We start from the raw sequence: 20,216 nt of genomic DNA on the forward strand, positions 1-20,216 counted from the left end.
GCTCCGCATTGGGCTAGTGCCCATTTTTGTATAGGAAGTTATTGATTGCATGTCAAACTTTCTAGGCATTCTTTGTATTTGAGGTAACAGGTCGCTACCTTAGAGGGAGATTTAGTGCGTGTTTGGACACAACTCATTTAGCTGCAATGGCCTAAATCAGTCTAGAAAAAGTACCTTAAATACCAGTTAGCATTTTACGCATCATGATTAAACACAACCTCACAGTGCATTTTTGAAGAGATTTGTCTATTGCAAGCCACCCTATCTCTCTAGAAGTAAAAAAATCTAGCCACTGGATTAAGCAGTTAATGCGATCAACAAGGACTTGTTACTACCACTTTACTACCTCAGATTTTAAAGCACTTTTCTATCTTTCACATTTTGTAAATCTTAGACTGCTATGTTGACGCAGATTACTTTGAGTAATATTTTATTGAGATAAATCAAAAGGCTAGTAATTAAATGAACAACTCAATGCAAGTTAAGCGTTATGACTATCTGGATAATATCAAGTGGGTGATGACGATATTGGTGATTTTGCATCATAGTGCAGCCACGGCAGGTTTAGACCCAATTGGTTACAATTTACCGCATGTCGAGGAAGCGATGCAGTACCAGTATCAGATTCTGGATACATTCAATAGGATCAACCAGTCGTTTTTTATGTCACTGTTTTTCTTTATCTCCGCCTACTTCGTGATTCCCTCTTTTGAGCGTAAAGGGGCAGGTACATTTATGCTAGATAAGCTTAAACGCCTCGGTATCCCAATCCTCATAACCTTATTTTTGTTCTTTCCAATTGGATCACTCGAGTTTGCCACATCAAATCTAAAAGGCTTTTTCCTTCACGGAAATATTGACTTAGGAGTCACTTGGTTCTGCTGGACCTTGATCGTATTTAGCGGGGTATATGTATTGTGCCGTACTATCAGTGAAGGGAATCAAAAGGTTTACATTGATAAGCCTTTTCCGGCGCTTTGGAAGATAGTATTGTTTGCCGTGATAATGATTCCGGTCAATTTCTTTGGTTTGTATCTGATGGAAGTGTTGGGTCAGAACTTCTTAGGATTTCACCTTCTAAAATACTTCCCTATTTATGTCAGCATGTTTTACTTTGGCATCGTGGCTTATAAGTACCAGTGGTTAGATAAGCTGGAGTTTAAACATGCCTTTTCAGGGATCCTGATGTGGATTGTAGCGACAGTATTCATCTCTCGGTTAACATCAGGCTTTGGACTAAATGATGAGATGGTAACTCGTGGATTTACAGCGATTGGAATGTCGATGTTTCTGCTATATATCTTCAAGATGCTTTTCAATAAAAAAGGAAAATTGAGTTCAATGTTGGCACGAAGCGCTTTTGCTGCTTATGTGGTACAGAATGTCCCAATGTATTTCACCGCTGACTTTTATCAGCACTTCATGACCCAAACCCCTTTAATTAACTTTGTGGTCATTGCCATCCCCTCAGTGGTCGGCTCTTTTGCGATTGGCTATCTTATCTGTAAGACTCCAGTCCTAAAACGTATCTTCTGATCAGTCTAAAAGTTTGACTCTGTAACCCAGGTAACTAAGTCACAGACAGGCGGGCTTTTTCGCTTTCCAGTCCGCTGGCTGTTTTTTGAGGCCAGCGCTCTATTTATCAATACAAAGCTCCTTGTGGGCTTTTGTTATGTGTACTTTCAACACTAGCAGCCTCATTTCAGTCTACAGGGAATAGATGTTGCCTATTTCGGTGATTACGAACTCTTGTATCGGTTGATTCAAAGCACTTGAATCAATACATTTCCTCTTCCTCTCTCTATTCTCGATAATTGTACTAAAACGCTTATTATTTCTTGTTTTATACTAGGACGTGTACTTTAAGAAAAAACAGGCGGGGAAATATACATATCAAAAGTAGTTGACCGAATGGGTTGGTAAAATATAGATAATAAGCGTAGATAGATAACAAATGAGCGTCTTGGTATTTTGGTATTGGGCCAACTCATTAGGCTCAAAATATCATTCGTTTATAAAAGTGTAAAATCTGCGTTTTGGCTTATACACTTTCAACGGAATATTAATTTCGTCGCTTATGTGCAACTAAACTAAAAGTCCAAGGTTTCAATGCCAACATTGTGGCATAAGCCTTGCGCCGATGTTTTGGCAAGGTGCGATCTGCGGCAGAGAGTTGGCGAATTTGATGCTTAAGCGCATCGAGCTTGTTTTCTATAATAGTTACCGAACTTGGTGATAGCTCAAGGGCATCAAAGAGAAACCAGTCATTCTCTGAAAAACCAGTTTGCATAAATTCTTGTTGGATTTGTTTTTCAAACGCTTGGCGCACGGGACCATTGTCACGCCAACGTATTACTGCCGCTGTTTTCAGCTTCACACTGTCGTCAGCGTTTAACTCCAGTAATCCTTGCTTTTGCAAACCAATAACGATCTGAATTACCTCTGGCAACTGCCATTGGTAATCATTCACAATTTCACTGATTGTCCATCCATTCAGCAACATATGAAAACAGCTCAGAGCTTCCACATTGTTAGCAAGATATTGCTCTTGCATGTCACTTAGTTGATCCGGCAACTGAGCGCTTTGCTCTGCTTGTAGCAATAAATTAGACAAGGGAATGGCAAATAAATGCGCAATATGATTTAGCTGCGCCAAACTAAATTGCCCATTAGACATCAGTCGCTTTATGGAGGACTCACTCAAATTCATCTTTCTTGCAAACGCCTTATAAGGCCATTCACGTCGCTTTAGCTCTTGTTTAATCACATAAACTAGACTGTGTTCGATCATATAGTCACCAAATCCTGCTACCACTGGTACTATATATCGATACTTGTTTATTTTCAGGTTTATTTTTCACTACCCCCTGGACAAAATATTTAGACATTTAGACGTCGGTCTAAATTCACTGCCCAGAGGATATCACCGTGAAATTTGCGTATCTTGCGCTTGTTCTAACGCCAGTTTCTATTTTCATAGCGTTCGGTAAACCATGGCTATACCTGCCATTGGCGGGGTTAGGCATCATGAGTATTTTACTTTTTGAATATAAAAATACTCATCGACTTGATTGGCGCGCAAATCTTGCCGAACAATGGAGAAATGTCGTCTATCTCATCTCGATTCAGTTCGTCCTTGTCCAACTGCTTACCAGACTGTTTCACGCGATACCCAAATGGGATTTTTGGCCAAACAGCTTTCCCGTTTGGGCGCAGCTAACCCTATTGCTAATCACTTCAGATTTCCTGCGCTATTGGCAGCATCGCTTTGCACACAGTCACTATTGGCAATTACACGCACGCCACCACCGCCCAGCCAAGCTTCATGCTGCCAATGTGGTTATCTTCCATCCATTGGATAAAGCAATTCAGCTTTGCGCAGATTTACTGCCGTTTGTACTGCTTGCAGTAAACGCTGAAGTACTGCTGGCCTATGGGTTACTGTATGCTCAGATCGGCTTTCTGCAGCATAGCAATGTGCGCTGGAATCTTGGATGGTTGAATTACATCTTTGCTACCGGTCAACTTCACCAATGGCATCATCGGCTAGACAAGAACTATGGCAATAACCTTAGTATTTGGGATTGGATATTTGCAACTGCTTATCTCGCTGACAGTCCCCCAGAAAGAGTCGGTGCAAGCAAACCCACTGCAATTAAGCCAAATCTGTTCATACAGCTTTATTTACGTTGGCAATATCGCAACGCGACCAAACGGCAAAAAAAACTACTGGTAGAGCTCAATCAAATTCGCGCTCAATCCGAGCAGCTACAAAAATATGAAGACCATGGGTTTGAACAGGCTTTTTCCAAAGGCAATATTCACGGCAAACCCTTACTCGCTTTAGCAAAAACCAGTGGTACAAGCACCAAAAGCAAATACTTGCCAATCACCAAAGAGTATTGTCAGCTGATTACAAAATCCTTTCGCCAGTTCGCAATTTTACAGTTCATCACCCGCCCATGGCTCATGTTGGGTAAATCTTTGACCATCGCTGGCGATTGTGCCGAAGAGCAGCAGTTTGGCTTTGATGCCGGTGCTGCCTCCGCTTGGTTTAATCGCTTTAGCCCAAATTTTAGTAAAAAACGTGAATTATTTGATAGCCAGCTCTTATCAGCTCTGAGCTTTGAAGATAAACAATATGTCAGTTTGTTGATGGCCATGACTGAGCCAAAGCTGATGAGGCTCGCTTCAGCAAACCCTTCGACATTGGTATTGTGGTTGCAGCAACTTCAGGACAAAGCAGAAGATCTAGAGCAGGATTGGAATAGTCATGGTGCCAGATTTAAATTTACTCACCCCAAAATCTATGCCTGGTTAGCACCGCGACTCAGTAAGCTCGACTTTGTAGGTACTGACATAGCTCTAATCTGGCCTAACCTCAGCGTCATTCATTGTTGGCAATATGGTAATTGCCAGTTCCCCGCAAAACGCTTACAAACCATCATGGCACAGGTGCAAATTGACGATATTGGCCTGCTCGCAAGCGAAGGAGTTATCAGTCAAAGTCTAGAGCCCATTCATCAAGGCGGAGCACTGTCGCTGGATGACATTTATTATGAGTTTTTTGACCATCAGCGGCATCAAGTCGAGCTCGATAAACTTGAGAAAGATAGAACCTATTATCTGGCGATTTCATCTAAGTGGGGTCTGAACCGTTACTGGTTGAATGACATAGTAAAAGTAGTAGGCTTTATCGGAGAATGTCCGCGAATTATCTTCCAGCAAAAGGGCGAAGGTTGCACTTCACTGACCGGTGAGAAACTACACGAACAGCAGGTACAAGCGGCGATAGCCCAGGTTTTACCCAATCAATCACCATGGTTTTTGATGTTGGCTGAGCCAAGTACCCAAAAGTATCATTTGCTGATCAATACAGAAATAGACATCTATGCATTCGATCAAGCGCTACAAAACATCAATATCGAATATCAAAGCAAACGTCAAAGTTCACGCTTATCCATTCCGCTGATGCAACTAATGAATAAAAACATCGAACAACACTACCGAAACTGGTATCTCGATAATGGTGTCCGCCCCAGCCAGTACAAGCGTATCGCTTTGAAACTGACCACTAGTGAGCAATATCCATGGCAACAACAGTCGAAGTAAGAGGATTATTACTATGTCGGTTAAGTTATATTGGCAACGGGATAAACTAATGCAGACGTTTAGTCATGCACATACTACTCATTCACACCAATCCAGTGTCTTGGTTGAAATCCAATTACTGGGATACCGAGGGCTGGGTGAGGGCTGTCCGCGGGAATTTATCGATAACAACAAGCCAGATAAAGCTCAAGAATATGTACAAAGCTTGTTTGAGCAGTGGATAAATCTTGGTTCGAATATTTGTGCGCTTTCAAAGATGAGAAAAAAAACAGTCTACCCTGCTTTTTATTGCGCATTTGAGCTTGCAGCACTTAACTGGCTAGCTGCGCAAAAAGGTGAAACTGGACAAGCGAAAATGCCCGTTATGACTGGAGTCATTCCTATTACCAGTCATGTCAAACAACGCTGGTTATATCGTACCTATCGGATGTTAGGTGTTCCTCACATTAAACTTAAAGTAAAACAAGACCAGCTTGGCATTGTTGAACAGCTTAATCATGGGATTAATCTGCGCCTTGATGCGAATAATGGCTTTGAAACGAGTGAAGCTTGTATACAGGCTCTTGAGAAATATAAAGATAAGATTGGCTACATAGAAGAACCCGTGCCTGTCCGCGATTTCGAGGGAATGAATGCAGTCGCCTTAGCACTTAACAGCAAAATCATTGTAGATGAGAGTTTCACAACCATAGCAGACATCAAAAAATTTGATCCAAACATCCATGTGCTTAATGTCCGCATCAGCAAACTTGGAGGTTTACTGAATGCTTTAGAGGTGGTCAAACAAGCAAGCTTGCGAGGCTTTGAGATGATTTTGGGGTGCCATGTTGGGGAGAGTAATGTGCTCACACGCGCTGGAATACAGTTATGGCATGCGGGTGAAACAATGGGAGTCAATTGGCTCAGTAATGAACTTGGTTTAAATGCCTGGTTATGCGGCGATTGGAAGAGCCCTTATAAACTTACACCTTGGCGTAAGGAGCTTATGTGTCCTAGTCTCTTCGATAATCAGGCGTATCAGAATTGTCAATTTTAACACGCTCACTACTCATTTAATAAACGCCACCTCTCGGTGGCGTTTCACCTTAAATCAATACATTACAGCTTTGGCAATGTCGCCCAAATGGCGGCCAGCATATCGCTACCGAAGGCAGCACTGCGATCTGGTGACCAGCCGTAAATTTCGTCTGGCTGATCGTTGTGGTCTTTAAATGGCATTTCAACGGTGTAAGACAAACACTTGAACTGCTCTGCCACCCAGTTAGAACCAACAGTCAGATTAGCTGTGCCCGGTGCACTTTTCGGATAGCCGTGGTCGTCCTGAAACTCTGGAGTGATAGTCAGCAGCGCTTGCTTGAAGTGCGCTTCCAGCGCGGCGAATTCTTCATCGTAGGAAGGAATGCCTTCACTGCCTGCCACAAAGTTGTAGGGAATGGCTTCGTCGCCGTGGATATCCAGGAACATATCTACGCCCGTTTCCAGCATACGTTCACGCACGTAGAAAACCTCTGGGCTGCGCTCTATCGTCGGCGTTTGCCATTCGCGGTTAAGGTTTGCGCCGACCGAATTGTGACGAAGGTGACCGCGGATACTACCGTCTGGGTTCATGTTTGGCACAACACGAATAACTGCATTATCAATTAGCGCTTTGCCGACGGTGTCGGTTTCATCCAGTAGGCGCATCAACAGGCCTTCAATAAACCACTCTGCCATGGTTTCACCCGGGTGTTGGCGGCCAATCACCCAAATATTCTTTTTACCTTCGGCTGGTTCGCCAATGGTCAGCAGGCTGATGTCGTTGCCATCAATGGTTGCACCCAGTGTTTCCAATTTGCAGGCATAATGGGTTTGCGCTTCGTGCAGCAAATCTTGATGACGCTCGTAAGAGTAAGGCGCGAAATAGGCAAAATACATGGAGCTTGCTTCCGGTATCACCGAGAAACGCAGGTTTTCGCCATCAAACTCTGAAGGAATACGGAACCACTCGTCACGGTCGTAAGACGCGACTACATCGTAATCCTGCCAACCTTCTGGGTAAGCGGATTTAGCAAGGTTCAGCAGAGTAAACTGGTGCAGTTCCTGCGAATCACTTTCCAAACGGAAGTGGAACCATTGCGCGGTTTCTGTGTTGTTGTCGGCTGGGATTGAAAGCTGGATATTGGCTGGTGAGTCAGCGGAAACCACCTGAATGTTGCCGCTGTCAAAGTTGCTGAAGATTTTCATTATTGATCGTCTTTCTTATCGGAATTTGTGAAATACTTTAGCATAAACAATTTTTCGTTAAAGCGATAAAAGACGTATTGAATCGTTAAATCTCACAGCCTAAGCCTTTTATCAAAAGACTATATAAACTTTAAAAATCAAATGATTTAAAATGGCCACAGCTCCACGCGATGTGGCCACACTAACACTAAAATTTAAAAGTATTTTACCGAAACGTTTTGACTATGGCGGACTCTAGCATGTTCGGGAATGAGGAATCTCATACGAAATCCATTAATACTTGGGGAGCCTTGACGATGATAAATCGCAATGTGAGTCAATATAGGAGCATAGGTAAACTCTTTGTTTTCATTAGCAAATGACACAACAGATTTCTCAATATAGTTTTTGCCAGGATTGGTACCAGACTTAACATCAAACCCATCACCTTTCAATCGCAAAAACTGTATACCAGACTCTCCTACCAGATAATTTTCTTTAACGATTATCTTTTGTAACCAATGCTTTTTTGGTGAAAAACTATACCGCGGTGACTCGTTACCACCGAGATTATAGTAAAAGGTATCTGTCCCTCCTCCTCCAATACTACTATTGTATGCGTCTCCGTTAAAACCGGTAACAAAATCTGTACTTACTACGTAAAGATCAATCCTACTGCCACTAATCTCGTCTTTTGGATGTTTAGTGCTTTCACCAATAACAATCTCTACGGTCTTTAATTTGTAAGGGCCCCATTGCTCCCATTCGTCTTTTACTGTTTTGTCGACTGTTCCAGAAATAGACGGAAGTGAAAAAGTCAGGGTTATTAAAGTAAAAATTGATAGTAAGTTTCTTAGCTTCATGCTTAATCCTCAGTGTTTTCAATATTTGTAGGATGAAGATGTCGTTAGAAAATAATTATGTAAAGAATGATAAAAGTACCACTTAGAATTTAAAACCTCCCGGATTTTCATGTCACTTTTTATCGATATAATGGTAAACAAATAACATCAGATCACATTGTTTCGTGTCGATACATAATGAAAGTAAAGAGGAAAAAACCAACAACTCCCACTTAGGGAATGAACATTGTTTTTGCTGTTAGAAAATATCACTCAAACTTAAACCACGCGGTTTCAATCTATATTCATACTTTAATGGTATCTAACCTCTCTCAGTGTCTTCTATGGGCACTCCCTCTCCACAAAGCGAACGGAAATTTTCAAGTAAAGGTTGGGTTGGTGACATGGCTTGGTTGCCAGAAGTCGCCCTCGCTTGCCCTTACCTGTTAAGCTCTCGGTAGAATTGATTGCAAATTTTTTGACCATTGCCTCTTTTTTGAACCTGCATTACACTCGCGTTCCTTTTTCGTTTGTTGTTTATTTTTTGCCTGTCGCTTCTCATCACCATGCACACCAAAAACCAAAACCTGCTGCCTTGGCTCAGAGTGTTTCTGATCGCCCTGAGCGCCTTTATTTTCAATACCACCGAATTTGTCCCTGTCGGCATGTTGGCGAACCTTGGCGAAAGCTTTGGTATACGCCCAGCGGAAGTCGGCCCAATGCTGACGATTTACGCCTGGATTGTGGCGCTGGCTTCTTTGCCAGTAATGTTACTGCTTGCCAATTTTGAGCGTCGTCGCCTGATGTTGGGCGTATTCGCATTGTTTGTTGTAAGTCATGTCATTTCTGCCATGGCAACCAGTTATAACATGCTGCTGGTTTCCCGTGTTGGTATCGCATTTGCGCACTCGGTGTTCTGGTCGATCAGTGTTGCGATGGCTGTAAGAATGGCTCCGAAAGGCAAAAGAGCGGTGGCAATCAGTCTACTTGGAACCGGTACAGTGTTAGCCATGGTGATGGGGGTGCCATTGGGTCGCGTTGTTGGCGAATGGTTCGGCTGGCGCACGACTTTCGGTGGCATTGGCGTAATTTCCGGCGTGCTGATGTTGGCACTTTGGCGCTGGCTGCCTGAGCTGCCGGTTTCCAACTCCGGCAACCTATCCAGCCTGCCCGAGATTGCGCGTAATAAGCCGCTGCTGAGCCTGTATCTATTGACGGCGATTATCGTCACTGCTCATTTTACGGCTTACACCTATCTTGAACCGCTGATTCAGCAGGTTTGGAGTTTGAGTGCGGATGTCACCACCTGGGCGCTGATGACTTACGGCGCAGCGGGTATTGTTGGCAGCTTGTTGTTCAGTCGCCTTCAGCCTCGTCATCCAAACACCCTCCTGATTCTGGGCTTTGGTTTGCTGGCGTTCTGCCTTTCTATGCTCTCGAGATCCGGCGTTGGAATATTCCAGCTTTTCCCGAGTGTGGCACTTTGGGGCGCAGTGATGATGACAGTCGCCCTCGCCTTGCAAACACGCGCACTGGAATACGGCTCGAAAGCGACCGATATCACCATGGCTATCTACTCCGGCATTTTTAATGTGGGGATTGGCGGCGGCGCGCTGCTGGGTAGTCAGGTTGTGCTTCACTATGGCGCGGCGAAAAACGGCCTTGTTGCCCTTGCTGTGATCAGCTTTGGCCTACTGCCACTTTGGTATTTGGTACGGAAGAAGAGAACAGACGACACGGAGCCAGAGTTGGTTCAAGTGCCATCTTAATAGCCAGAACGAAAAGCCGCTGACCAAAATCAGCGGCTTTTATCTATAGGCAGTCAAAACGTCAAAACATTTCATTTCCCTACTTCGAAATCCGGTGATATCTTCCGTCGCCGACAAAAATTCAGTCGCGCTACCAATCACCTTAGAACGAGAAATAGTATGCAAAACGCTATTCGATTGCGCGCCCTTGAGCAAACCGATCTTCGCTTTATCCACCAGCTAAACAACAACCGCTCTATCATGTCATATTGGTTCGAGGAGCCCTATGAGTCTTACTATGAGCTGGAAGATCTGTTCAGAAAGCACATTCACGACAGCACCGAGCGTCGTTTTATCGCAGAGAACGAACAGAAGCAGGCGGTGGGCCTTGTGGAGCTAGTCGAGATCAACTCGATTCACCGAAATGCTGAGTTCCAAATTATTATCGCGCCGGATTTCCAAGGTTGCGGCTATGCGAAAACACTTATCAATAAGGCGCTGAACTACGCCTTTACGATTCTGAACCTGCACAAGGTTTACCTGAATGTGGCAGTGAACAACGAAAAGGCGATTCACTTGTACAATAAGTGTGGCTTCGTTGAGGAAGGCCATCTTGTGAAGGAGATCTTCGTGAACGGTGAGTACTGCGACATTAAGCGCATGTACATTCTTCAGGATGACTACTTGGCAAAGCGAAACGCTTAACCGCAGATTGCTAGAGAACAAAAAACGAGGGCATTTGCCCTCGTTTTGTTTTGTGCTGATTTAAGCCATTAACGTTCTTTTTCGTAAGGTCGCCCAATTGCTTTCGGCGCAACGGCTTTACCGATAAAGCCAGCCAGCAGTACCACAGTCAGCACGTAAGGTAACGCAGAGAACAGCTGGGTTGGCAACACGCCAATCAGCGGAATCGACACACCCTGCATGCGTGTTTCCAAGGCCGAGAGGAAGCCGAACAGCAAACAAGCCAACAGCGCATTGCGTGGCTGCCATTTACCGAAGATAACCGCTGCCAGCGCAATATAGCCCTGACCTGCTGTCATCTCCTTACCAAACGCCGCATTCTGTGCAGTGGAAAGGTACGCACCCGCCAAGCCACACAGTAATCCAGCTATCAGCACCGCCCGGTAACGCAACCAAACGACTGAAATACCTGCCGTATCAATCGCATTCGGCTCTTCACCTACCGCACGCAGACGTAAACCGAAGCGTGTTCTGAACAACACCCACCAAGTGATGATCACTGCTATAAAGGCCAGATACACCAGAATGTTGTGACCGGAAATGACATCGCGATAAAGCGGACCAATCACAGGGATGGTATCGCCTAGCCATTCGGCACCCGGCAGTTCAGCCGGGAGGAAGCGCTGATCGTTGTGCAGCGTTGGCGTTTGACCACCACGCTGAAACCAAGCATGGCCGAGGGTAATCGTCATTCCTGAGGCGAAGAAGTTCACCGCTAGGCCAGAAATAATCTGATCGCCTTTTTGAGTGATGGACGCATAGCCATGAACCAACGCCAACATCATTGAGCCAGCAATCGCGGCCAGCAGGCCAAGCCAAGGGTTACCCGTCACGTAGGAAACCGCAGCCGCAGCAAACGCAGCAAACAGCATTTTACCCTCAAGACCGATATCGACCACGCCAGCACGCTCAGAGAAAATCCCCGCCATCGCTGCGAAAATCAATGGAACAGCAAGGCGCAGTGTGGAGTCGGCAGATGAGAGGATCCAGTTAAACCATTCCATGTTACGCCCCCTCTACTTGCGTGTTGCGGCGCATAAAGAAGCCTTCGACCGGCTTGCGGATTAATCTGTCGAGCGCTCCCGTAAAGAAGATCACCAGACCTTGAATCACCATAATCAGTTCTGGGTTTAGGCTTGGCATTTCAAACTGCAGCTCTGTACCACCTTGATAAAGCGCACCGAACAGCAACGCAGCAACCACAATCCCGAATGGGTGGTTACGCCCCATCAGTGCCACGGCGATACCGATGAAACCGAAGCCACCGGTGAAGTTCAAGATCAGGCGGTTTTGCGCGCCATAGACTTCGTTCACCGCCATCAAACCTGCCAGTGCGCCAGAAATGGTCATCGCGATAATGATGATTTTTTTGGCATCAATACCTGCATACTCTGCCGCCGTCGCGTTCTGCCCTACGACGCGAATCGCGTAGCCAAGGCGGGTTCTGAACATCAGTACCCACACCAGATATGCCACAAGCAGTGCAATTAGAATGGAAGGGTTCAGCAGAGAGAATGGCAGTTCGAGACCATAGCTTGCGCCGAGTTCATAAAGTTTCGGGAACACGGCTTCGGGGTTGAAGTAACGCGAATCGGTCGAGTTACCACCATATTTGGCGATGTGTTCAACCAACGCGTAACCCATCACGGAAAACGCAATAAAGTTGAACATGATGGTGGTCACCACAATGTGCGAACCACGTTTTGCCTGCAAGTAACCCGGCACTGCGCCCCAAAGCGCACCGAAAGCCGCCGCAACCAAAATAGCCAATGGCGCCATAAGCCACATGTTGAGCACACCATCAAGCAGCAGCATCAAAATGCCGATGCCTAAACCTGCGATGTAGGCCTGCCCTTCACCGCCGATATTGAACAAACCTGCGTGGAAAGCGACAGCTACGGCAAGCCCTGTAAAGACGAAGTTTGTTGCGTAATACAGGGTGTTATTCAGTCCGCCAAATTCCAGATTAGTCGCACCCTGAATCATCACGCTGAATGCTGCGGTTGGGCTTTCCCCCACTAGCAATACCACCAAGCTTGAAATTACCAGAGCGACAGAAAGCTGAATAAAAGGAACCAGAAAGGTTTTCACCCACATTGGGGCGCTTTGTTGAGGTACATTCATGCTGCGCCCTCCTCTTCTGCGGCGTTCGCCATCAAGATACCGAGTTGACGCTCGTCCATGTCTTTGGCAATCACATCACCGGTGATTTCGCCATCTACCAATACGATGATGCGGTCGGACAGCGACATGATTTCTTCAAGCTCTGTCGAGACCAGTAGAATCGCGGCACCAGCATCTCGGGCGGCAATCAGGTTGCGGTGGATAAATTCAATGGCACCGATATCCACACCACGGGTTGGTTGACCAACCAGAAGCACTTCTGGCTCGCGCAACATTTCACGGGCAATGATGAGCTTTTGTTGGTTACCACCGGAAAAGTTAGCGGATTTCAGTTGTGGATCAGCAGGACGCACATCGTACTGCTCCATCATGTCTTTGGTCGCTTTTTCAATCGCCACCGGGTCGAGCAAGCCTTTGCCGTAAGCAATGTCATGCTGGAAGCCGAGAATGGCGCTTTCTGAGGCTGGCATCGCTTTTACCAAGCCTTGTTTGATACGGTCTTCCGGAATATGGCCGACACTCAAACGTCGCATTAAGCCTGCATCACGACTGTCTTTATTACCGAACTTCTGGCTGCCTTTGGAGGTATTTAGGGTAAAGTCCCCTTCCTGCGGAACCGTGACACCTGAAAGCACAGAAAGCAGTTCGGACTGGCCATTGCCTGAAACACCTGCAACACCCAGAATTTCACCGGCTTTAAGGCTGAAATTCAGATTCTTTAAGCGCTTAACACCACGGCTATCGAACCAGGAAACGTTATTCACGCTAAGGCGCTCTTCGCCCGGCGTTGCTTCCGTTTTGTCGACGCGCAGTAGCACCTTGCGCCCCACCATCAATTCCGCCAGCTCATCAACATTGGTTTCTGCTGTTTGTCGATGTGCGACCATGGCACCCTGGCGCATGACAGATACAGAATCGGTGATCGCCATGATCTCTTTCAGCTTGTGGGTGATCAGGATGATGGTCACACCCTGTGATTTCAGGGTGTTGAGGATCTCGAAGAACTGTTCAATTTCCTGCGGCGTCAAAACGCCTGTTGGTTCATCCAGAATCAGAATGCGTGCGCCACGATACAAGGCTTTTAGGATTTCCACGCGCTGCTGAATACCAACGGGAAGCTCACCGACAATCGCATTGGAATCAACGGTCAATCCGTATTCTTCTTCAATTTTCTCCAATGCGCCGCCGACATTTTTTGAGGCCACGTCCAACAGGCTGTGTCCTTCTGCGCCGAGCATGATGTTTTCGAGAACAGAGAAGGTTTCCACCAACATGAAGTGCTGGTGAACCATGCCGATGCCATGGGATATGGCATCCTGAGAATCTTTGATATTTACGGTTTCCCCATCGACTTCGATGGTGCCTGAATCAGCTTGGTAAAAACCGTAGAGAATCGACATCAGGGTCGATTTACCTGCACCGTTTTCCCCGACAATACCGTGGATGGTTCCCGGCATCACCGTGAGGTCGATGTCTTTATTTGCATGAACTGCGCCGAATCGCTTGTTGATTCCTCGCAGTTGAATGGCGGGTTGTGTCATGCCTGCTCCTTGGCATCAATTTAAGAACGACGTAAGCGATTATTCTTGTGAGAGCAATACGTTAAGTAACAAGGCAAATCGCTATCTTTTGATGCAATTCGCCCCCAGATGGCGCAAGCCAGACTGGGGGCGAGACAAACGAAATTAGTATTCGCAAGAATCGGTGCTGAAGTAATCGTGAACCACGATCTTACCTGCGATGATGTCATCACGGATTTGCTTCACACGCGCTTCCATTTCTGGGGTCACGAGGTCACGGTTGTACTCGTCCAGTGCCCAGTCAACGCCGCCTTCTTTAAGACCCAACGCCTGCAGACCTGGGGTGAATTCGCCGTTTTTAGCATCATTGAATGCGTCTTGTACCGCAACGTCTACACGCTTAACCATAGAAGTCAGCATCACGCCTGGGTGCAGGTAGTTTTGGTTTGAATCAACGCCAATTGCGTATTTCTCGCCGTCAACGGCTGCTTGGTAAACACCTACACCGGTACCACCCGCTGCTGCATATACCACGTCTACGCCTTTATCGAACTGAGATTTCGCCAGCTCAGCACCTTTAGTTGGGTTGTTCCATGCTGCAGGGGTAGAACCTGTCATGTTCTGAATAACGTCCGCGCCTTCTGCTTCAAACTTCGCGCCTTGCTCATAGCCACACGCAAACTTACGGATCAGAGGAATGTCCATACCGCCGACGAAACCGACTTTGTCACTCTCACTCTTCATGACTGCCAGCGCACCTACCAGGAATGAGCCTTCGTGCTCTTTAAACACCACAGAGCGTACGTTTGGTAGATCGACCACTGCATCGATGATAACGAATTCCGTTTTAGGGAATTGCTTCGCCACTTTCTCTACGATAGGTGCTTGTTGGAAACCTACTGCAACGATTGGGCTAAAACCACGCTGAGCCATACGCAGCATTGCTTGCTCACGCTGTGCTTCATTGGTGATTTCAAACTCACCGTAGCTGATGCCTGTTTCTGTCTTAAACGCTTCTGCGCCAGTGTAAGCCGCTTGGTTGAATGATTTGTCGAACTTACCACCCATATCGAAAATGACAGAAGGCTTGAACTGAGCTGCTGACGCCGATGCAGACATAAGACCCAGGGTAACTGCTGCAGCCAGTGAGGTGATCGTTTTCATCCTTGATACTCCATCTATTGAGGAAATCCGTTATTTGAGAAATTTATACGCTAGCCACATGAAGACTCAGAGCTTCATATGATTCGGATATATGTATTCATAGGACAAATTAACATTTCATCCACAAAGTACGGACAAATATCGTTCCGCTTGCGATGAAATCTTGAACACATTCACACCCAGCCTTATTTTCTGTGCTCATCTTCTCGTTTTCACGAGTTTACTCCTGTGAAGCTCCCTGCAATATCACATCCACCCATACAAGACGGTGGTCCGAAGATCGACCTGATACCGGCTTACCGCTCTCGTTATAGATGAATGACGCTAATGCATCGTTCACTTTTGGCCAGAAAACCCCCGAATCGACAGGTTTAAGATGATGTGACGGCAGCACATAATCCAGTCTCAGCCCACGGTTGTGGGTCGCACGGCTTTTGCCTCTCATCCGTGAATCAGAGATACACGCAGAAGCACCTGCGCCCTGGGGTTGAACGTCATGAAGGATAGGGTCAGACAGCAAGGTACGGATTTGGGCTCTGTCTCCGTCACCGTTGGCGGGGTCCGCATTGAGATCTCCCATGATCACAAAGGCGTCACGGCTATCCAGCCCACCGCCCTTTCCTTTGTCGTCTACGAGAAACGCAGCGTTGGTGACGATGTCATGCAGCAACCTGAGCTCATCTGCATTTCTTCTGAGATTTCGCCTCTCCGGCCCATCAAAAACCGGTGGTGTTGGGTGACACGCCACTAAATGAATAAGCTGGTCGCCAACGAGCACAGGCAGCGCAATGTGGTTCTTGGATGATAGGCGGATAGATTGCAGCCCTTTCGCCTGAAAGTAGGATTCAGGAATGCGGCTACCGGGGAAACCCTGCCAAAGAAGAGTCTGCCAACTGCGACTGTTTTCGATATCAAGCGGGTATTTACTGAGGATGACGAACCCGTACTGGCCATGATGTCTCGCAAATCCATGCGCTCTTTCTGGTGACAGGGAGACATCATCTCCCTCAACGACAGGTAATCCCGTATTTGTCGCAGGAAGGTAGGTGTGAGGGAAATGAATAGCGGACTGACCGTATTGTGATTTTTCCAGATATTCCTTTTGGAAAAACGCCAGCATGCCATCATCACCGCCATGTCCCACATGGTCGAACTCGCAGAGCAATAAAACATCTGGTTGAGTATTTTGGATGATGGCCGCTATGTTAGCGAAACGGCGAGATGTATCCCCTTTCAGTTGACTGAAGACTTCGCCGGATTTATCTGCAGACATAGCGACATTAAACGTCGCAAACCTCAGCGCTTTTTGCTCAGATATGTGCTCAGACATGATGATACTACTCGCTCGTTTTCAGTCAGCAAATGGTAACCCTCCAAGCCCCCTAAGAACAGCGTTCCTGACTAAGAACCATCGACAAAGCTTCGCGGATATACTTGGCATCAGCCTCTGCTCGATGTGGTGCTGGCCCCAGTGATTCCAGCGCCGTGAGAAAATCTTCCCGATTAATTCCATCATGGTTTAGCAGCCAATGGCCCACTTCTGTAAGCGTAAAGGTTGGTCGCATGTGCGCGGCTCTATAAAGTCGACCCAGCCAGAACAAATCCCACTGGCTGTCGCATAACACGTCGTCGTAATAACAAAGTGCACTGTTAAGGTGTGTGCAAACGTCTACGACGGAGAGCCCTTCTGTCTTTAGCGAGAAACGGCTCAAACCGTGTATTTCAGTCTCGGCAAACTCATCCCAGTATTGCCAGTTTTCGGGGGAGGAATCTGGGTTGATCAGCAAGCTGACGCTGTTGCCATCGGGCAAGCTATAGCCAACTTCAATGGGATATGAAGCTTCCGTGAGGCCAGACGCTTCAAAATCGAGGGTAACCCACATATTATCGCTCCATGATAATGTTGTGTTCATAATGGTTGGCGAGAATACCTGTCTTACGCGGGCCGAATGCTACGGGCGCATCCAATTTGCCCTGCAATATCATCCCAGTAACGCATAATTTGTATTCAGCTGTGATTGTATACCTCAGACCAAAAACCTGCGGGATTTCTGGCCAAAGTAGAGAGGTTTATCCCATCGCTCTGTGAATAAATCGGTTTCGGCTGGGATTTCTCAGAGACTGTGCTACCACCCATATGCAACAGTGAACGATTAACATACGAACCTAAATGTAGTGCGTTTCATTTTTTCTGCACGAAAAAACATTAACAGTATGGCATATTCATTAGCGATTTATCACTTTTTAGAAAATTAGCCACTGGCGATATAGATGACATCCCAATCAAACATTCTGACACCCGTACTTGGCTTTGCTGGATTTAGCGGCTCAGGCAAAACCACCTTGCTAGAAGCCGTTATCCCTCACTTGAAAGCATCTGGCTTACGGGTTGGACTTTTGAAACACAGCCATCACAACATCGAACCAGATAAACCCACCAAAGACAGCTACCGACTCCGCTATGCGGGCAGTGATCAGCTTTTATTAGCAACATCTAAACGTCATATGTTGTTTTTCGAGTATCACGACGAGAAAGAACGCGAGCCTGAACTGAGAGAATGTTTGACTCAGCTCGATCATTCGCGGCTTGATATTGTTCTTGTTGAAGGTTTTCGCGATGAAACCCTGCCAAAAATCGAAATCCTCAGACCAAGTTACGGAAAGCCGACTTTATTTACGAACGATAATCATATTATTGCCGTCGCTTATGACCAGAAACCTGATGCTTTTGATGCGTTCAAGCTGCCAAGTCTCGATCTGAACCAACCTTCAGACATTGCTGAATTCATAAAACACTGGCTGATAAATGCGCCCGAAAGTGAGAAATTTCTCGCTTATGATTCTGAGCTGTAAAAACACCCATTTTGCCTAACATATTGACGTGAATATGCGCATTTGCGGTGCCACAATCAAATCGTGTCGGGACTCTTGGCGTCATCTGTATATTATTACATCAGCCAATTTGATGCATATAAGGCGAATTGACGATCTATGTCGGCCTTTTCCCATTTTTGTGTCGCCCGTTTCGGTTAAAAACTTCAAAATGGGTCTTTCTAAAAATGCATAAGAAGTTAGATATGAAGTCAACTACCCGCACCGTCAGTCCTTGTAAACAAGTCGCGCTGGTTGCCCACGACCACTGCAAATCAGATTTGCTGCGTTGGGTGAAAGAACACAGAGACGCCCTTGCTCACCACCAGCTTTTCGCCACAGGAACTACCGGTAACATTCTGAGCCGAGAAACTGGCCTATCCATCACTTCTTTAATGAGTGGTCCAATGGGTGGTGATCAACAGCTGGGCGCAATGATTTGTGAGAAGAAAATCGACGTGCTTGTCTTCTTCTGGGATCCGCTCAGCGCCGTACCACATGACCCGGATGTCAAAGCGCTGCTCCGCATCGCTGCAGTGTGGAACATTCCGGTGGCTATTAACCGTGCATCAGCTAACTACCTCATCACTTCACCAATGATGACGCACGAAACTAATATCGAAGTGCCAGATTACGACAAATATCTATCAGAAAGGCTTTAATCTTTAACTCATGATTATCCAGCCCAAAATTCAAGGGGTGGTCGCGCGTAGCTGCCACCCTTTCGGTTGTCAGGCCGCTATCTTTGAGCAAATTTCTAAATCACTCTCGCAACAATCCTCGTCGGGTACACTTCCAAAACGTGTTTTAGTACTGGGCGCCTCGTCTGGGTTTGGTCTAGCTTCCCGCATTGCGCTGGCATTTGGTCCAGCCAAAGCAGCAACCATTGGCGTTTCTTTTGAACGCGGCGTGTCTGAGAAAGGCATTGGTAGCGCGGGCTGGTACAACAATATCTTTTTCCATGATGCTGCAGAAAAAGCAGGATTGATATCCACCAACATTGTGGGTGATGCATTTTCTGCTGAGACCCATGAGCAAGTGGCAAAATCGATTGAACAGGATTTGGGAGGTCAGGTTGATTTGGTCGTCTATTCCCTGGCAACAGGGATTCGGCCTAACCCGGAAACGGGTGAATTTTGGCGTTCGGCCATTCGGCCTGTTGGTGAAACCGTTGAAGGCTATTCCGTTAACTTCGAGAAAAACAGTCTGGATAAAGTTTCGCTGCCGCCTGCGACCAAGCAGGAAATCGACGAAACCGTGAAGGTAATGGGCGGAGAAGACTGGTTAAGCTGGATGCAGTTCCTCAGCGAGAGAAACCTGCTTTCAAAAGGTTGTGAAACCGTTGCGTACTCTTATATTGGCCCTGAGTATACTCATGCCATTTACCACAAAGGCACACTGGGGTTCGCGAAAACCCATTTGCATAATACCCGCGATGACATCAATACTCTGCTGAAGAACATTGAAGGCACTGCCAACATTGCAGTGTGTAAGGCGCTGGTCACCAAAGCCAGCGTGTTTATCCCAGGGTTGACTCCTTATCTTTTGGCGCTGTATCGCGTAATGAAGGCCAAAGGTTTGCACGAAGGCTGTATCGAACAGATGAACCGCTTGTTCTATGGTAAATGGCAAGATGCAGCCGACCGTGATGCAGAAGGTCTTATTCGAATTGATGACTGGGAATTACGCGATGATATTCAGCTTCAAGCGAACGCATTACTCGCGGAAATGACACCGGATAACTTCACTAAGATTGGCGATTACGAAGGCGTATTGGGCGAGTTTTTGCAGCTCAACGGCTTTGAATTCAATTCTGTCGACTACACCCAAGAGGTCGATATTGAAAAGTTGAAAGCGCTTCGCCCCTAGCATTCAGGTTGGTTCAGACA

The 20,216-nt window shown here is 46.4% G+C and carries 17 protein-coding genes; 8 read left to right on the forward strand and 9 right to left on the reverse strand.

Features of this window, described 5'->3' with window-relative positions; all coding sequences use genetic code 11:
- Nucleotides 1-474 precede the first annotated feature (474 nt).
- On the forward strand, nucleotides 475-1,536 hold the full coding sequence (locus tag K6Q96_RS10550; RefSeq protein WP_251875608.1) for an acyltransferase family protein: 1,062 nt from the start codon (nucleotides 475-477) through the stop codon (nucleotides 1,534-1,536).
- Nucleotides 1,537-2,062: 526 nt separating this feature from the next.
- On the opposite strand, the gene K6Q96_RS10555 is transcribed toward K6Q96_RS10550, so the two are convergent.
- Complete coding sequence (locus tag K6Q96_RS10555; protein WP_251875609.1) at nucleotides 2,063-2,791, reverse strand: helix-turn-helix domain-containing protein; 729 nt, start codon at nucleotides 2,789-2,791, stop codon at nucleotides 2,063-2,065.
- Between the two features lie 137 nt (nucleotides 2,792-2,928).
- On the opposite strand from K6Q96_RS10555, the gene K6Q96_RS10560 reads away from it, so the two are divergent.
- On the forward strand, nucleotides 2,929-5,112 hold the full coding sequence (locus K6Q96_RS10560) for a sterol desaturase family protein (protein ID WP_251875610.1): 2,184 nt from the start codon (nucleotides 2,929-2,931) through the stop codon (nucleotides 5,110-5,112).
- A 13-nt stretch (nucleotides 5,113-5,125) separates the two neighbouring features.
- On the forward strand, nucleotides 5,126-6,148 hold the full coding sequence (locus K6Q96_RS10565) for an enolase C-terminal domain-like protein (RefSeq protein WP_251875611.1): 1,023 nt from the start codon (nucleotides 5,126-5,128) through the stop codon (nucleotides 6,146-6,148).
- 62 nt (nucleotides 6,149-6,210) lie between these two features.
- Here K6Q96_RS10565 and K6Q96_RS10570 read toward each other — a convergent pair whose 3' ends face one another.
- Together K6Q96_RS10570 and K6Q96_RS10575 are read right to left on the reverse strand one after the other, a co-directional pair.
- Nucleotides 6,211-7,335: a M14 family metallopeptidase gene (locus tag K6Q96_RS10570; RefSeq protein WP_251875612.1), complete on the reverse strand. Its 1,125-nt coding sequence runs from the start codon at nucleotides 7,333-7,335 to the stop codon at nucleotides 6,211-6,213.
- Nucleotides 7,336-7,529: 194 nt separating this feature from the next.
- Nucleotides 7,530-8,177: a hypothetical protein gene (locus K6Q96_RS10575; RefSeq protein WP_251875614.1), complete on the reverse strand. Its 648-nt coding sequence runs from the start codon at nucleotides 8,175-8,177 to the stop codon at nucleotides 7,530-7,532.
- Nucleotides 8,178-8,722: 545 nt separating this feature from the next.
- Here K6Q96_RS10575 and K6Q96_RS10580 point away from each other — a divergent pair.
- Both K6Q96_RS10580 and speG read left to right on the forward strand, forming a co-directional pair.
- On the forward strand, nucleotides 8,723-9,925 hold the full coding sequence (locus K6Q96_RS10580; RefSeq protein ID WP_251875616.1) for a sugar transporter: 1,203 nt from the start codon (nucleotides 8,723-8,725) through the stop codon (nucleotides 9,923-9,925).
- A 159-nt stretch (nucleotides 9,926-10,084) separates the two neighbouring features.
- Nucleotides 10,085-10,609, forward strand: coding sequence for a spermidine N1-acetyltransferase (speG, locus tag K6Q96_RS10585; protein WP_002539068.1), 525 nt, complete (start codon nucleotides 10,085-10,087; stop codon nucleotides 10,607-10,609).
- 68 nt (nucleotides 10,610-10,677) lie between these two features.
- Here the strand turns inward: speG and K6Q96_RS10590 are convergent, their stop codons facing one another.
- The 6 genes from K6Q96_RS10590 to K6Q96_RS10615 form a co-directional block, all read right to left on the reverse strand.
- Nucleotides 10,678-11,652: an ABC transporter permease gene (locus K6Q96_RS10590; protein WP_251875618.1), complete on the reverse strand. Its 975-nt coding sequence runs from the start codon at nucleotides 11,650-11,652 to the stop codon at nucleotides 10,678-10,680.
- A 1-nt stretch (nucleotide 11,653) separates the two neighbouring features.
- Nucleotides 11,654-12,772 (reverse strand): ABC transporter permease, encoded by a 1,119-nt coding sequence (locus tag K6Q96_RS10595; RefSeq protein WP_251875620.1) that lies wholly within the window; start codon nucleotides 12,770-12,772, stop codon nucleotides 11,654-11,656.
- Nucleotides 12,769-14,313 carry an ABC transporter ATP-binding protein gene (locus K6Q96_RS10600; protein ID WP_251875621.1) on the reverse strand — a complete coding sequence of 515 codons (1,545 nt, stop codon included), beginning with the start codon at nucleotides 14,311-14,313 and terminating at the stop codon, nucleotides 12,769-12,771. Before K6Q96_RS10600 ends, K6Q96_RS10595 begins: the two co-directional genes overlap by 4 nt.
- Before the next feature lie 144 nt (nucleotides 14,314-14,457).
- Nucleotides 14,458-15,456, reverse strand: a complete 999-nt coding sequence (locus K6Q96_RS10605) for a BMP family lipoprotein (RefSeq protein WP_251875622.1) — start codon at nucleotides 15,454-15,456, stop codon at nucleotides 14,458-14,460.
- A 220-nt stretch (nucleotides 15,457-15,676) separates the two neighbouring features.
- Nucleotides 15,677-16,786, reverse strand: coding sequence for an endonuclease/exonuclease/phosphatase family protein (locus K6Q96_RS10610; protein WP_251875623.1), 1,110 nt, complete (start codon nucleotides 16,784-16,786; stop codon nucleotides 15,677-15,679).
- A gap of 52 nt (nucleotides 16,787-16,838) precedes the next feature.
- On the reverse strand, nucleotides 16,839-17,339 hold the full coding sequence (locus K6Q96_RS10615) for a hypothetical protein (protein WP_251875624.1): 501 nt from the start codon (nucleotides 17,337-17,339) through the stop codon (nucleotides 16,839-16,841).
- Between the two features lie 388 nt (nucleotides 17,340-17,727).
- On the opposite strand from K6Q96_RS10615, the gene mobB reads away from it, so the two are divergent.
- The 3 genes from mobB (at nucleotide 17,728) to fabV (ending at nucleotide 20,196) form a co-directional block, all read left to right on the forward strand.
- A complete protein-coding gene (gene mobB / locus K6Q96_RS10620; protein WP_251875625.1) occupies nucleotides 17,728-18,309 on the forward strand; it encodes a molybdopterin-guanine dinucleotide biosynthesis protein B in 582 nt (193 codons plus the stop codon).
- A 224-nt stretch (nucleotides 18,310-18,533) separates the two neighbouring features.
- Nucleotides 18,534-18,989, forward strand: coding sequence for a methylglyoxal synthase (locus tag K6Q96_RS10625; protein WP_251875626.1), 456 nt, complete (start codon nucleotides 18,534-18,536; stop codon nucleotides 18,987-18,989).
- A gap of 10 nt (nucleotides 18,990-18,999) precedes the next feature.
- Nucleotides 19,000-20,196, forward strand: coding sequence for an enoyl-ACP reductase FabV (fabV, locus tag K6Q96_RS10630; protein WP_251875627.1), 1,197 nt, complete (start codon nucleotides 19,000-19,002; stop codon nucleotides 20,194-20,196).
- Nucleotides 20,197-20,216: the final 20 nt, after the last annotated feature.

It is taken from the genome of Grimontia kaedaensis (genome assembly GCF_023746615.1).
GTDB classification, from domain to species: domain Bacteria; phylum Pseudomonadota; class Gammaproteobacteria; order Enterobacterales; family Vibrionaceae; genus Enterovibrio; species Enterovibrio kaedaensis.